The following is a 14880-nucleotide window of genomic DNA, read 5'->3' as shown; positions in this document are numbered from 1 at the left end:
ATCACTACTCCTTTATCAGCTGATCAGCAGTTCATCGTTTGGGCGCCTGCCCGAAATCCTGACAGGCACTTTGCCAAACGCCGAAAAGCCTAACCGTTTCTTTCCTTTCATACGGCAGTCCTGTCATAACTGCCGTCTTACTTCCCATATTTTCTGAACGCGCTGGTGATCGCCTGCTGCGGTATATTTTCATCCAGCTTTCCCGGAATCTCCTGCGCATTCAGATGATTGTTCCCTTTTTCGCGGATCACGAGCAATCGTACCGCCTCAATGAGCTTCGCCGGCTCCACGCCGCGCGGGCAGCGTTCCATGCACGCAAAGCAGGAAAGGCACTGCCATAAAGACTCCGACCGCATCAGCGGCTCAATATTCCCCTTCTTCACCATCGAGACGAATTGATGCGGGTGATATTCCATTTCGTCATAGGCAGGGCACGTTCCCGAGCATTTTCCGCATGTCATGCATTTGCCCGGATCGACGCCGCTCATTCTGAGCACCTGTTCCTTGAGGTCCTTCTGCGCCTCCGTCACTGCGCTCCGCCTCCTTTCTTAAGCCCCAGCGCCTCTGCAAGCAATTCCGTGAAATAATAGACCGAAACGCCTGTCTCAGCGCTGTTTTCCTCTAAATTATACATGCAAAGCGGACACGCCGTCACAACAGCCTCCGCTCCATGCTTTTCTGCCGACCGCAAAACGTTTCCGCTTTTCTTTTTCGGCGCCTCCTTGTCTTCCACGACTACATATCCGCCGCAGCACTCGTTGCGGTAAGGATATTTTACCGGAGTCGCGCCAATCGCGGCAATAAAATCCTCCAAGATCGACGGATTTTCCGGGTTGTCAAACTGCATCTCCTTTGCAGGCCGCAGCAGCAGACAGCCGTAATATGCCCCGATCTTTCTTCCCTTAAGCGGGGCTGTCACCTTTTTCTTCAGCTCGCTCCAGCCTACGCGGTCGCGCAGCATCTCAAGATAATGCAGTACGGTCGTCTCGCCCGCATACTCTTCCTCAAGCTGCAGATAACGGTTCACCTTTCCGCGCATATCACTGTTTGACTGCATGTCGCCGTTTACGCGCTTTATTACATGATGACAGGCGGAGCAAAGCGTAACCAGCTCGCCGCCTTCTTTTTTCGCGTCCGCAAGCGCCCGCACCGCCGACAGCTTCGTCGCGATCTCGTCGCTCGCCATCGGATAGACCGCGCCGCAGCACTGCCATTCCGGCAGCTCACAGAGGTCTATCCCCAGCGCCTGCGCGGACTCCCGCGCATATCGATCCAGCTCTTTTGCCTTTGTTTTCAAAGTGCAGCCCGGATAATAACTAAATTTCATGTTGCCTCCAAACTCTATCGCTCGCCCCGTCGGGCAGGTTAATCAATTCGAGCCAGCCTCCCTTTATCGGCAGAGCCTGCATCGTCATAAGGCAGATTTTCCGCCCTATACCATAAAGCTCTGCCGTTCCCGGTCATACCATTTCTTCCGGGTGGAACACCTCGTCAAACTTCTCCGGCGTCAGGAAGCCGAGCGCCACACAGGCTTCTTTCAGGGAAATATTTTCCCGAAAGGCCTTTTTGGCTGTTTTTGCAGCATTGTCATAGCCGATATATGGGTTGAGTGCCGTCACCAGCATCAGTGAATTGTGCAGGTTGTGGGCCATTTTCTCCCGATTGGCTTTAATGCCTGCCGCGCAGTTTTTATTGAACGACGCGATCCCGTCTGCAAGAAGCCGCACGGATTGCAGAAAATTATAAATGAGCACCGGCATGAACACATTCAGCTCAAAATTCCCCTGCGAGGCCGCCATTCCGACCGCAACGTCGTTTGCCATCACCTGCACGGCCACCATCGTCATGGCTTCGCATTGGGTCGGATTTACCTTACCCGGCATAATAGAGCTTCCCGGCTCATTTTCCGGGATAAATATCTCACCGAGCCCGCAGCGCGGACCGCTCGCCAGCCACCGTACATCGTTCGCGATCTTCATCAAATTCGCCGCCAGCGCTTTGAGCGCGCCGTGTGCAAATACCAGATCGTCTTTCGACGTAAGCGCATGAAACTTGTTCTCTGCCGTCACAAAATCTTTTTCGGTGAGAATCCCTACCTGCTTCGCGATCTCCTCTGCAAACCCCTCGGGCGCATTCAGGCCGGTTCCTACTGCCGTGCCGCCGAGCGCAAGCTCCCTAAGACCGGGCAGCGCCGCTTTCAGCATTTCCCTCGTCTTTTCGAGCATATTACGCCAACCGCTGATCTCCTGTGAAAATGCGATGGGCGTTGCATCCTGCAAATGGGTACGTCCGCTTTTTACAATGCCTTCGTTTTCTTTTTCAAGGCGCTTCATCGTTTTGATCAGCGCATCCATCTGCGGCATCAGCTTGTCTTCTATCCCAAGCACCGCGGCAATATGCATTGCCGTAGGGAACGTATCGTTCGAGCTCTGCGATTTGTTCACGTCGTCGTTCGGATGCAGCAGCTTTTCTCCTGCGATCTCGTTCCCGCGGTTTGCGATCACCTCGTTCGCGTTCATATTGGACTGCGTACCGCTGCCTGTCTGCCAGACCACAAGCGGAAAATGCTCGTTCAGCTTCCCTGCGATCACCTCATCGCACGCCGCCGCAATCGCGTCTTTCTTTTCCGCGCTGATTTTGCCAAGGTTAAAATTCGCGATCGCCGCCGCTTTCTTCAGTATCCCGAACGCATGCGTGATCTCGCGCGGCATCACCTCGCCGCCGATTTCAAAATTCTGTAAACTGCGCTGCGTCTGCGCCGCCCAATATTTATCCGCCGGAACTTTCATTTCTCCCATCGAGTCCCGTTCGATACGGTATTCCATATAGTTCCCTCCAATCAGATATTGACCTGTTTGATAACGCCTTTAAGGACGTCCGCACTGTGCTGGAGCTTCTCGAGTTCCTGTTCCGTCATTGCGGGAAGCACGTTGCCGCAAATTCCGTCCGGCCCAAAAATAAACGGGATCGAGAGGCATACGTCGTCAATTCCATATTCCCCGTGCAGCATGGAGGATACCGTCATAACGCGGTTTGAGCTTCCGAACAGGCAGTCTACGATATGACATACCGAAATGGCGATCGCATAGAACGTCGCGCCCTTGCGTTCGATGATCTTACCGCCGGATGTGCGGATATACTGCTCGATCTCATCCGGATTGATCTTTGCCTTGATACGTCCCGCAAAATTGAAGCCTCCCTTGTCGTCCAAAATCTCTACGCTGCCTACGCGCGCCGTAGACCACGGCACGAAAGAGCTGTCGCCATGCTCGCCCATAACATAGGCATGGATGCTCTTCTGGCTGAGCCCGAGGTATTCCGCAAGACGCGAACGCAGGCGGGCCGTATCGAGGATCGTTCCCGAGCCAATGATCCGGCTTTCCGGCAGCCCTGATACCTTGCAGAACGTGTAGGTCAGCACATCCACCGGGTTGCTGACAAGAATATATATCGCATCCGGAGCATATTTGACGATCTCCGGCGTGATCTCACGGATCACGTTTACATTCGTCTGCGCAAGGTCGATACGGGACTGTCCGGCTTTCCGCGGTACGCCCGAAGTGATGACCACCACATCGGAGTCCTTTGCATCCTCATAGGTGCCCGCATAAATCGAGATCGGCGAACAAAACGGCGTGCCCTGCCGGATATCCATCGCCTCTCCCAGCGCTTTCTCGGTATTGACGTCGATCATGACGATCTCGGAAGCAAGCCCGTTTACCGCCATCGTATACGTGATCGTGGAGCCAACGCTTCCTGCGCCGATTATCGTTACTTTCCTGCTCATACTACATCCTCCTAAAATATCGCTGCATACTGCAAACCTAAATGGCCGCCGGCCAAATTTCCCGTTTCAAAAAAAGCAGGCATTCCGCACATCAGTTACCCAAGGTGCGTACGCCCTCTCTTTTTGATATTCGATACGAGCCCTTATCCGTGCTTTTCCATGCGCCATACAGTCATACCCAGAACGCAGTCTTCCGCGCTCCTTTTTGTACCTGCATCTCCCACTTCTCAGCCTGCGGATCAGGCGTTCCCCATACGCATCATCCATCAAAAACAAAGTTTGTGTATATTTTAACAAATTATGATGCCCTTGTAAATACTTCCGCATCAACAAAGGCATAAAGTTCATGGTTTTTTAACGCATCATTGTCTTTTTTTTCACAAGTTTACAGTCCGCGCGTAACCTCTCCCTTTATTTTAACATTCTGCTGATAAAGAAAAAGGCCAATAAGAGTTGGCCCTTTTCTTTATGCCTCGTTCTTGGCGGAGATGGCCTGCTTCACCTGCTCTGTAAAAAGCGGCAATATTTTCGTTACGTCTCCTACTACGCCATAATCCGCCACTTCGAAGATCGGTGCATATTCATCCTTGTTGATCGCAATGATGATATCCGAGTCCTCCATGCCCGCAAGATGCTGGATCGCCCCCGAAATACCGCAGGCAATGTAAAGATTCGGACGAACTGTCTTGCCCGTCTGGCCGACCTGCCTGTCCTTTTCCACCCAGCCCGCGTCCACGCACGCACGCGAAGAACTTACCGTCGCGCCGTTTCCAAACGCGGCCGCAAGGTCCTCCAAAAGCTTGAAGTTTTCCGGGCAGCCCATGCCCCGTCCGCCCGAAACGAGCACCTTTGCATCCTGAATATCCATCTTATCGCTGACTTTTTTCACGATGTCGAGTATCTCTACATTGAAGCTTTCCTGCGGAATATCCACTTTATAATTCTCCACCTTCGCGGAAGAAGCCTCCGCCGGATGAATGCGCTGCATCACGCCGGGGCGTACCGTAGCCATCTGCGGCCGGAATTCCGGGCAGATGATCGTCGCCATGATGTTTCCGCCAAACGCAGGACGCGTCATGCGCAGATTCTTTGTTTCCGGATCGATCTCAAGTCCCGTACAATCTGCCGTAAGGCCGGTATGCACGCGCGCAGATACGCGCGGCGCAAGATCGCGGCCGATCGCCGTCGCTCCATAAAGCACCACTTCCGGCTTTTTCTCCCGTATGATCTGCGTCAGAACATGAGCGTACGGCTCCGTCATATAAACTTTCAGCCCCGGATCGTCCGCGAGGATCACATTGTCCGCGCCATAACGTCCGAGCTTTTTTGCCATGTCCCCGATTTCTGAACCAAGGACGACCGCCGTCACCTCTGTTCCGAGGTCTTTTGCAAGCTCTCTCGCCTTGCCGACCAGCTCGAGCGATACGCCCGCAAGCTTGCCGTCCTCCTGCTGTGCGAATACGAATACGCCTTTATAATCCTGTATATTCATTGTATCACCACTTTCCGTCACAGTACGAACTTACTGCGGAGCGAGTCCATCAGGAATTCCACGGAATCCTGAACATCTGTATTCACGACTGTACCCGCCGCCTTAAGAGGCTTCGTAAAGGAACGCCATACCCGCGTGGGCGATCCCTTAAGGCCAATGTTCGTCCGGTCTACGTCAAGGTCCTCCAGCGTCCAGACCGCAACCTCTTTTTCGCGGTACGCATCCCATATCCCCATCGGCGTCATATACCGCGGCTCATTCAGCTCCGCCAGCGCCGTTATGAGGCACGGCATTTTTGCTTTCAAAATATGGTACCGGTCCTCGTACTGCCGTTTTACGATGATGCTGTCTCCTTCCACCTCCAGTTCTTCCGCATAGCTGATATTCGGAAGATGAAGGTGCTCGGCAATCTGCGGCCCGACCTGTGCCGTATCGCCGTCAATCGCCTGCCGTCCTGTGATAATCAAATCAAACGGCAGCTTTTTGAGCGCTGATGCAAGCGTTGAAGATGTCGCCCATGTATCCGCCCCGCCGAATGCCCGGTCGGTCACGAGGATCGCTTCATCCGCTCCCATTGCAAGCGCTTCGCGCAGAGCGAGGTCCGCCTGCGGCGGCCCCATGGAGATCACGCTGACCTTTGCTCCCGTTTTATCCTTGATCCTCAGGGCTGCTTCAAGGCCTGCCTTATCGTCCGGATTGATAATGGAGGGAACTCCCTCGCGAATGAGCGTGCCCGTTTTCGGATCGAGCTTTACTTCATTCGTATCCGGTACCTGCTTGATACAAACAACTATATTCACTCTCTTTTCCCTCCTGCCTTACTTCAGCACCGCACCGGAAATAACCATGCGCTGCACTTCGCTGGTGCCCTCATATATCTCGGTGATCTTCGCGTCGCGCATCATGCGCTCTACGGGATATTCCCGCGTATATCCATAACCGCCCATGAGCTGAACGCATTTTGTCGTCACTTCCATCGCCGTCTCCGCGGCTACGAGCTTTGCAGTCGCCGATTCCACCGAGAACCGATCCATCGTATCTTTGGCGAGCGCCGCCCGGTAAACGAGCAGCTGCGCTGCGTCGATACGCGCCTTGAGGTCTGCAAGCACAAACTGTGTGTTCTGGAATTTGGAAAGAGGCCGCCCAAACTGCTTTCGTTCTTTCACATAGGCCACCGTCTCATTGAATGCGCCTTCGGCAATTCCCAGTGCCTGCGCAGCGATCCCGATACGGCCGCCGTCGAGCGTCGCCATCGCGATCTTGAAGCCCTGTCCTTCCTTGCCGAGCAGATTTTCTTTCGGCACGATGCAGTTTTCCATGATGAGCTCCGCCGTCGCGCTGCCGCGTATCCCCATTTTCAGTTCCTTTTTCCCTACGGAAAAGCCCGGAAAATCTTTTTCGACGATAAACGCCGAAATACCGTGATTTCCTTTGGATTTATCCGTCATGGCAAAAATAATGTACGTATCCGCATAACCGGCGTTCGTAATAAATATCTTTGTGCCGTTTAAAACATAATGATCGCCTTCCAGAACCGCTTTTGTCTGCTGGCCGGAAGCATCCGTCCCCGCCCCTGCCTCTGTCAGGCCGAACGCGCCGATATGTTCGCCCTTCGCGAGCGGCACGAGATATTTTTGTTTCTGTTCCTCCGTCCCGAATTTTTTGATCGGATCGGAGCCTAAAGAGGTGTGCGCCGACACAATTACGCCCGTTGTCGCGCACGCTTTGGAAAGCTCTTCCACACACAGCACGTATGCCAGCGTGTCGCAGCCCTGCCCGCCGTATTCCTTGGGGAAGGGTATGCCTAAAAAGCCGTATCTTTTCAGCTTTTCCACCGTCTCGACCGGAAAGCGCTCCTGTTCGTCCAATTCTTCCGCGAGCGGTTTCACTTCATTTTCAGCAAAGTCCCGAAAGAGGGTCCTTAGCATTTGATGTTCCTTGCTTAATGTGAAATCCATATCGTTCTCCTAATGTTTTGCCCCCGTCTCTGCCGCGGGCAGCCTATACGGCGCGCGCATCCTGCCGGACCGCCGCGCTTCTTCATATTTTTTCCTTGTTCCTGCGGTAGGAAGACGCGATCCCCATCTCCCTGCGGTATTTTGCGACCGTCCGCCGTGCGATCTCGATGCCGCAGCTTTTGATGCGCTCCGCGACCGCGTTATCCGGAAGCCCCGGCTCCGCCGCAAGCAGCTTGCGGATATTCCGTTTAATATAATCCCCGCTCACCTGCTTTTCCGCGCCTGTGATGCCGCGTGAGAAAAGTTTTTTGAGAGGAAGCACCTCCATATCATAAATCAAATGCTTCCCCGCCACTGCTCTGCTGACCGTCGATACATGCACGCCGAGCCCGTCCGCGATATCTGCCATTTTCAAAGGCTCAAGTGCCGCACCGTTCAAAAAATAACCGCTCTGCGCGAGCACGATCTTTTCCGCCGTCCGCCGCAGCATGGTCTTCCACAGGTCCACCGACTGCACAAGCCTCTTTGCAGCAGTCCGCCGTTCCCGAAGATAAGCTGCTGCCCGGCTGTCGGCTCCATCTATCTGATACGAGACATCAACCGCCGGCCGTATGAGCCGCCTTTCGTCCAGATATACACGGAGCGTATCTCCAGTCTTCTCAACAACGATCTCGGGATACACATACTGTGCCGCAGCTTCCTGCGTCACATTCGATACGCCCGGCTTAAGAGAGCGAAGGAACGTGCAATATTTTTTCGCTTTTGCAGCCGATATTCCAAGCGCGGAAGCGATCGCCGCATATTTTCTGCGTGCGAGCTCGTCTAAATAGTTCCTTGCGATCCTGTAGAGCGCTTCGTCTTTCTGTCCGCAGCGTTCAAGCTGCAGGCACAAGCATTCGGAAAGGCTGCGCGCCCCTACGCCCGCAGGTTCAAGCGCTTGTACCGCCGCAAGCGCCCGCGCTGCCTGAGCATCGCTTACCCGGCATAGCTTCGCAATGTCCGCAAGCGGCTCTACGAAATATCCCCGCGAATCCAATGCTGCAATGATCTCTTTTGCAGCGCGCAGGCTGCCTGCATCGAGCCGCCTGAAGTCAAGCTGCTCTGCAAGCCGCTCTGCAAGCGTTCCGGAAGCAGGCTTCTCCCACTCCGTCTGCCGGTATGCCGTACCGGGATATAGCTCCCGCTCCTGCCACTGCGGCTCCCGGACCTCGAGCATAGGATTCTCAAGGGCCTGCTCCCGAACATACTCATTCAATTCCCATGCATTTTTCGGAAGCAGGAACAGCGCCTGCTGCATTTGCTGCGATACTGCCTGCGACTGTACCTGCTTCGTTTCAACCGAAAGCTGCATGTCTTATTTTCCTTTATGCCCAGATCTCTTCGTCTGTCGGGATCTTCTTATCCTTATTGTAAAGGCCGATCTGCGAAATATTGATCAGGTGCGTGTAGTTGAGGTTCTCGGAAATACTGTTGTTGCCCCACGAACCGCAGCCGAGCGTCGTCGTCGGCGAGAATCCGTTCGTAAGCGCGCCGCCCGCCGTTGTCGAAGACGGCTGATTCACAACGATACGGCTGACCGGCATATATTCGCCCACCATACGCACATGCTCCATATCATTCGAATGGATCGAGCAGGTGTGCCCCTTGCCCTCGTAGCAAAGGTTCTCGTAAGCCGCGCTCATCGCATCTTCAAACGTATCGTATGCGATCGCGATCATGAACGGGCACATTTTCTCCTTGCACAGCAGGTCAGCCTTACCGCGTCCGCGCGCCTTGAGAAGCACGACCTTCGTTCCCTCCGGCACTTCTACGCCCGCGAGGGATGCGATCTTTTGTACGCTTTGTCCTACGACGTTCTTGTTGATCACCCCGTCCGGGAAAATCGTCTTAGCAAATTTTTCTACCGTTTCCGCGTCGTCGATATAATACGCGCCGTTCTTCTCGAAGGCTTTGATGACCGTATCATATTCATCCTGCGGGATCATTACACACTGCTCGCCCGAGCAGATGATGCCGTTGTCGAATTTGCGGCCCGCAATGATCATGGAAGCCGCCGCGTCGTAATCGATTCCGCGGTCGATAATGACCTGAACGTTGCCCGGTCCAACGCCGAGCGCCGGTTTTCCGCTCGAATATGCAGATTTCACCATCCCTGCACCGCCTGTCGCCACAACGACGTCCGCCGTTTTCATGACCTCCTGCGTCATATCGAGCGAAGGATGCTCGATCGTCTGGATCAGATCTTCCGGAAGTCCCAGCTTTTTCAGCTCCGCCCGGAAAAGGTCTACCACATATTTATTGAGGTCGCTCGTGCGCGGATGCGGCGCAATTACAATGGCATTTTTTCCCTTGAGCGCAAACATCGCATTGCACATAGGTGTGACGACCGGATTTGTGACAGGTGTTACCGCCCCAACGACTCCTTTCGGCTTCGCCACCTTGATGATGCCCGTTTCCTTGTTTTCCTCAATGATGCCATAGGACTTTTTCCCCTTCAGGCTGTTCCAGATGCACTTCGATTTGCCTTGGCATTTCGCGATCTTATCCTCCACGACGCCCATGCCGGATTCTTCCACCGCACGTTTGCCGAGTTCCTCCGCACGATCGTAAACGACCTTTCCGATCGCCTTCACCGCTGCGTCGACCTGTTCCTGCGTGGCATTCTTCTCGTATTCGGCCTGCGCCTTATGCGCACGCTCGAAAATTTCCGCAATTGTTGCCATTTCTACATCCTCCTAAATTTTTTTATTTCATTAATTTTATATACAGTTTTACCTTTACTATTATAGAGGTTTTTCCAAAAAATTCATAGTAAAGTAAGTAAAAAAAGTTATTTTTATCACAAAGTGATTCCTAAGTTTTGAAACGGATTTTGGGGGATGCAAAAAGGCGGGCGGCAGTGTATAATATAGAATTGTGATAATTGTAACATTGCGCACTGGCTGCGCGCCTGAAACGGAGGGGAATGTTATGCACGAAAGAATCAAATGTGAAAAATATCTCAGCAAGGTCATGAGTGCGGATGAGGCTGCAAAGCTCATCTATCCAAACGCAGTCATCGGCATGAGCGGCTTCACGCCCGCCGGCCATGCCAAGGCAGTGCCGCTCGCGATCGCACGCCGTGCGGAAGCGACCGGCGAGCAGCTGAACCTTACAGTAATGACGGGGGCTTCCGTCGGCGATGAGATCGACGGCGCTCTTACGCGCAGCGGGGCCATGAAGCGCCGCACGCCCTATCAGACGAATTCCACCGTCAGGAATGCGATCAACGCGGGGGAGATCGATTATTTTGATGTTCATTTAAGTCAGGTGGCCGTATGGGCAAAAAACGGCTTTTTCGGGGATATCGACTTTGCCATCGTTGAGATCTCCGGTATCGACGAGGAAGGGCATCTGATTCCCTCCACGTCCATCGGCGCGGCCAATACCTATATTGAATGTGCGAAACACGTTATTTTGGAGGTCAATACGACGCAGCCTGAATCGCTGCGCGGCATTCACGATGTGTATACTGTAGAACGCGTCCCGAATTCAAAGCCGATCCCGATCATCCATGCAGACGACCGGGTCGGCACGGACTATTATCCGTGCGATTTCGATAAGATCGCAGCGATCGTCTATTCCGATATCCCAGACCATGGACGCGCTGTGCAGCCGGTAGACGATATCTCCCAAAAAATCGCAGATAATATCATCGAGCTCATTACCAAGGAAACGCAGGCCGGACGGCTGCCTGTGCCGCTTCCTCCGCTCCAGTCGGGCGTGGGCGGCGTTGCGAACGCCGTGCTCGCCGGCCTCAAGGCATCCGATTTTACAGACCTCAAGGTCTATTCCGAGGTCCTGCAGGACGCTGTGTTCGACTTGATCGACGCAGGCAAGATCTCCTTTGCGTCCGGTACGTCTCTTACGGTATCTCCGGACTTTGAGGAGCATTACAAAGCGAATTTTGAAAATTACAGGGATAAGATCATGCTGCGGCCGCAGGAGATCAGCAACCATCCCGAGGTCATCCGCCGGCTCGGCGTGATCGCCATGAATACGGCGATCGAGGCCGATATCTTCGGTAATGTCAATTCCTCGCACATCAATGGAACGCGCATCATGAACGGGATCGGCGGCAGCGGTGATTTTGCCCAGAACGCGGGGCTTTCTATCTTCATGACGCCGTCCACCGCGAAAAACGGCACGCTTTCCTGCATCGTTCCGTTCGTCACGCATGTAGATCATACAGAGCATGATATCCATTTTCTCGTAACGGAATACGGCTATGCGGACCTGCGGTGCACTACGCCGCTCGAGCGCGCCCGGAAAATCATCGATATCTGTGCGCACCCGGATTTCCGGCCCCAGCTTCATGACTATCTCGACCGCGCCTGCGCGCAGTGTGCGCACAAGCATACGCCGCAGCTTTTAAGCGAGGTTTTCCAAGGGAAGTAAACTGCAATAAAAAAGGCATGGTTCACCACCCATGCCTTTTTTATTGCCATTATAAGCCTTTTTTACGCAAATACACCCGGATTGCAGCGGTACAGCGCGCACGGGCGTCCGCCCGTTTGGTAATTAACAGCCTCTGTAACCTCTCCGGCCTGCCGGAGATAGGAAAGGTACCGCTGTACCGTGATACGCGAAAGATTGACCGTTCCCACGATATCCTCACAGGAAAAGCTCGTATCCGGTCTGCTCGATAGGACCGCGCGTATCGTATTCAGGGTTTTTTTCTGCAGGCCTTTGGGAAGCTCCGGCGCCTTTCCCATGCTGCCGTAAAGCGTATCCGCCTCCTCCTGCGTAAGCACCTCCCTGCCCGCGAGGTCCATGCGCCGCAAAAAACGCTCGACAGCCTGCTCAAAACGGCTCGTATCAAACGGGTCTACAAGGCAATCCGCCACACCAAGCCGCAGCACGCGCCGCAGCGTTTCGCAGTCCCCCTCTGCAATATAGGCTGTCACTTCACTGCGCGCTCCTAATATCCGCAGCTGCTTCAGCAGGGAAAGACCAAGCTCCGGCTTCCGGCATAGATCAAGCAGGATCAGATCTGCCGGATGCGCGAGAAAATAATCCGCCGATATCCCCTCTTCAAGCGGGATCATTTCCGTAATGAACTCACAGCCGCCGATCGTATCCGCCATCGGTGTATGCAGTCTTCTAAGACCATGTTTCAAAACCGTCATACGATACATATCTGCGTTTCTCCTCAAGCCTTCATCAATCAGTACAGTTTCTTGTATATTTCGTATACCTTATCACGCGAAAGCTCCACATAGTTGTTCGCCATGAGCCTCCCCTGCTTTTCCATCACGTTATCCGTAAACGTTTCGAGTTCTTCTTCCTTCACGCCATATTCGTGAAGCGGTTTGCACTGGATGATTTTGTTCAGCAGTTTTTCCAGCTCGTCATACACCACATCTTCGCCGCAGCCGAGAATGTCTGCAATAAAGCGGTTCATTTTTCTGATCTTCCCGTTCGGATCGATCTCCATGTATGCCTTGAATACGCCGATCAGCAGGCAGTAGTTTGCCTCGCCGTGCGGCACATGATACGTTCCACCAAGCGGATAGCTCATGGCATGCACCGCTGCGCAGCCTGCATTGCCGAACGCGATGCCCGCATAGTTGCTTGCAAGCAGAAAATCCTTCAGGAGCGGAATGCGCGCGTCTTCTCCATTCTTTGCGATCTCTTTATAACCGTTCAAAATCATTTCGATCGCCTGATAGCCGAACATCTCCGTGTAAGAAGTCGCCTTAGGCGAAAGGCTGGATTCAAGAGCGTGGATCAGCGCGTCGATCGAACTCGTTGCAAAAAATTTAAAGGGCAAACCTTTCAAAAGCTCAGGGACCAGCACGGCGCTGTCTGCATACATCTCATCCACCGCAAGGCCGAGTTTGGTGTGGCGGCTCTTCAGCTCGAGGATCGCAATATTCGTTACTTCGCTTCCTGTTCCGCAGGTCGTAGGTACGAGCACCAGCTCTTTATCCTTGACGATCTCCACCTTTCTGTCATAAAGGTCTAAGATCGGGCTCACGTTCTTGAGCGCAAAAATTTTGGAAATATCGATGATCGTACCGCCGCCGATCGCGATGATACGTTTGTAGTCGCCTTTCATATCGGCATACATCGCTTCCGCCATCTCGTCGGACGGTTCACCCGCGCCGTATTTCTCCTGATACAGCACGTCCGCTTTAATATCGAGTCCGCCGAAATACGGCTCGAAAATATACTGGTTGGTGATGATAAGGTCGCCCTCTCCGATCTGATATGCCTCGCAAAATTCCTTGCAGGTGTCAAACGAGAATATTTCCGGTTTGATCGATAATTCTTTCATAGTCTTTCTCCTCCTCAGTCCTGATCCTCATATTTACACTTAAATTTATTTTCAAAAAATTCGATCAGCTGCGGCCGGAAATCCGGGTGCGCTATGCGGATCAGCCGTACCGCACGCTCGCGCAGGGTGATGCCCCGCAGGTCCGCAACGCCGTATTCCGTTACCACGAACTGCACGTCATAGCGCGAAGTCGTAACGGCTGCGCCCTCGTCGATCACCGGAACGATCTTGGATATTTTTCCTTTTGCCGTGGAGGGCATTGCCATGATGCTGCGGCCGCCCTTGCTCATCGAAGCCCCGCGCACAAAGTCTACCTGTCCACCCACGCCGCTGATCTGCTTGTGCCCGACGGAGGTGGAAACGACCTGCCCCATCAGGTCGACCTGCACGCAGGAGTTGATGGATACCATATTGTCGTTCTGTGCGATCACCACCGGGTCGTTGACATAATCCACCGGATATACGCCTACTGCCGGATTGTCGTCCAGATAGTCATACAAACGGCGCGTTCCCATTGCAAAGGTCAGGATGCTTTTGCCGGGGTGCAGCGTTTTCTTCTTATTGGTGATGACGCCCGCTTCCACGAGCTCCACCACGCCGTCCGAGATCATTTCGCTGTGTATCCCGAGATCTTTTTTATCTTTCAGGAACAGCAGCACCGCGTCCGGGATCGCGCCGATTCCCAGCTGGAGGCAGTCGCCGTCATGGATCAGGGAAGCGCAGTTGCGGCCGATCGCTTCCTCTACGTCTGTAATTTTCGGATTCGGAAGCTCGATGATCGGCTCGTCGAATTCCACGAAATCGCTGATCTCGCTTACATGCACAAAGGAATCCCCGTGCGTGCGCGGCATGAATTGATTCACCTGCGCAATAACCACCTCAGCCTGCTTTACTGCTTCCATCGTATAGTCGACGGATATTCCAAGACTCACATATCCGTGCTCGTCCGGCGGGGTCACCGTTACGAGCGCAACGTCCGGCTTGCAGTTTGTACGCAGCAGCTCCGGCTCCTTTGAGAAGTACACCGGCGTGATATCCGCGCGTCCTTCCGCGCAGGCCGCGCGTGTCGTTCCGCCGAGGAAAAATGCGTTGTGGCGAAAATGTTTTTCCATTCCCGGCGCGCAGTAGAGCGATTTTCCCATAGAGACCATGTGGATGATCTCTACGTTTTCATACGCCTCCGCGTTCGCCACCATCGCGTCCGTCACATGAACCGGCTCGCCCGTCGCGTGCGCGATGACCACACGGTCGCCTGATTTGATTTTTTTGACCGCTTCTTCCGCAGTCGTCAGTCTCGACTGATAAATCTCTTTCCAACCCATTT

The 14880-nt window shown here is 53.7% G+C and carries 13 protein-coding genes; 1 reads left to right on the top strand and 12 read right to left on the bottom strand.

Annotated elements, in window-relative coordinates; all coding sequences use genetic code 11:
* Positions 1-137: 137 nt before the first annotated feature.
* The 9 genes from PUP29_RS12170 to PUP29_RS12130 all read right to left on the bottom strand — a co-directional run bounded on the left by PUP29_RS12170 (position 138) and on the right by PUP29_RS12130 (position 9960).
* Positions 138-488: a 4Fe-4S dicluster domain-containing protein gene (locus PUP29_RS12170; protein ID WP_079547767.1), complete on the bottom strand. Its 351-nt coding sequence runs from the start codon at positions 486-488 to the stop codon at positions 138-140.
* 38 nt (positions 489-526) lie between these two features.
* Positions 527-1327: a CoB--CoM heterodisulfide reductase iron-sulfur subunit B family protein gene (locus PUP29_RS12165; RefSeq protein ID WP_079545446.1), complete on the bottom strand. Its 801-nt coding sequence runs from the start codon at positions 1325-1327 to the stop codon at positions 527-529.
* A 133-nt stretch (positions 1328-1460) separates the two neighbouring features.
* Complete coding sequence (gene fumC / locus PUP29_RS12160; RefSeq protein ID WP_353423453.1) at positions 1461-2825, bottom strand: class II fumarate hydratase; 1365 nt, start codon at positions 2823-2825, stop codon at positions 1461-1463.
* Between the two features lie 14 nt (positions 2826-2839).
* Positions 2840-3787, bottom strand: a complete 948-nt coding sequence (locus PUP29_RS12155) for an L-lactate dehydrogenase (RefSeq protein WP_079545449.1) — start codon at positions 3785-3787, stop codon at positions 2840-2842.
* A 466-nt stretch (positions 3788-4253) separates the two neighbouring features.
* Positions 4254-5279, bottom strand: a complete 1026-nt coding sequence (locus tag PUP29_RS12150; RefSeq protein WP_079545451.1) for an electron transfer flavoprotein subunit alpha/FixB family protein — start codon at positions 5277-5279, stop codon at positions 4254-4256.
* Between the two features lie 17 nt (positions 5280-5296).
* A complete protein-coding gene (locus PUP29_RS12145; protein ID WP_079545453.1) occupies positions 5297-6079 on the bottom strand; it encodes an electron transfer flavoprotein subunit beta/FixA family protein in 783 nt (260 codons plus the stop codon).
* An 18-nt stretch (positions 6080-6097) separates the two neighbouring features.
* On the bottom strand, positions 6098-7237 hold the full coding sequence (locus tag PUP29_RS12140) for an acyl-CoA dehydrogenase (protein WP_079545455.1): 1140 nt from the start codon (positions 7235-7237) through the stop codon (positions 6098-6100).
* Between the two features lie 82 nt (positions 7238-7319).
* Entirely contained in the window at positions 7320-8588 is a 1269-nt protein-coding gene (gene rpoN / locus PUP29_RS12135; RefSeq protein WP_079545457.1) for an RNA polymerase factor sigma-54, read from the bottom strand.
* A 13-nt stretch (positions 8589-8601) separates the two neighbouring features.
* Entirely contained in the window at positions 8602-9960 is a 1359-nt protein-coding gene (locus PUP29_RS12130) for an aldehyde dehydrogenase family protein (protein ID WP_079545458.1), read from the bottom strand.
* Positions 9961-10207: 247 nt separating this feature from the next.
* On the opposite strand from PUP29_RS12130, the gene PUP29_RS12125 reads away from it, so the two are divergent.
* Positions 10208-11674, top strand: a complete 1467-nt coding sequence (locus PUP29_RS12125; protein WP_079545460.1) for a succinate CoA transferase — start codon at positions 10208-10210, stop codon at positions 11672-11674.
* 62 nt (positions 11675-11736) lie between these two features.
* Here PUP29_RS12125 and PUP29_RS12120 read toward each other — a convergent pair whose 3' ends face one another.
* The 3 genes from PUP29_RS12120 to PUP29_RS12110 are packed head-to-tail and all read right to left on the bottom strand — an operon-like array spanning position 11737 to position 14878.
* Positions 11737-12414 (bottom strand): response regulator, encoded by a 678-nt coding sequence (locus tag PUP29_RS12120; protein WP_079545462.1) that lies wholly within the window; start codon positions 12412-12414, stop codon positions 11737-11739.
* Between the two features lie 29 nt (positions 12415-12443).
* A complete protein-coding gene (locus tag PUP29_RS12115; protein WP_079545464.1) occupies positions 12444-13556 on the bottom strand; it encodes a 4-hydroxybutyrate dehydrogenase in 1113 nt (370 codons plus the stop codon).
* Between the two features lie 14 nt (positions 13557-13570).
* A complete protein-coding gene (locus tag PUP29_RS12110) occupies positions 13571-14878 on the bottom strand; it encodes an acetyl-CoA hydrolase/transferase family protein (RefSeq protein WP_079545465.1) in 1308 nt (435 codons plus the stop codon).
* Between the last annotated feature and the right edge of the window lie 2 nt (positions 14879-14880).

The organism is Christensenella massiliensis, assembly GCF_040409835.1.
GTDB lineage: Bacteria > Bacillota > Clostridia > Christensenellales > Christensenellaceae > Christensenella > Christensenella massiliensis.
The sequence above is the reverse complement of the archived record's forward strand: the minus strand, read 5'-3'. Positions and strand labels throughout refer to the sequence as shown.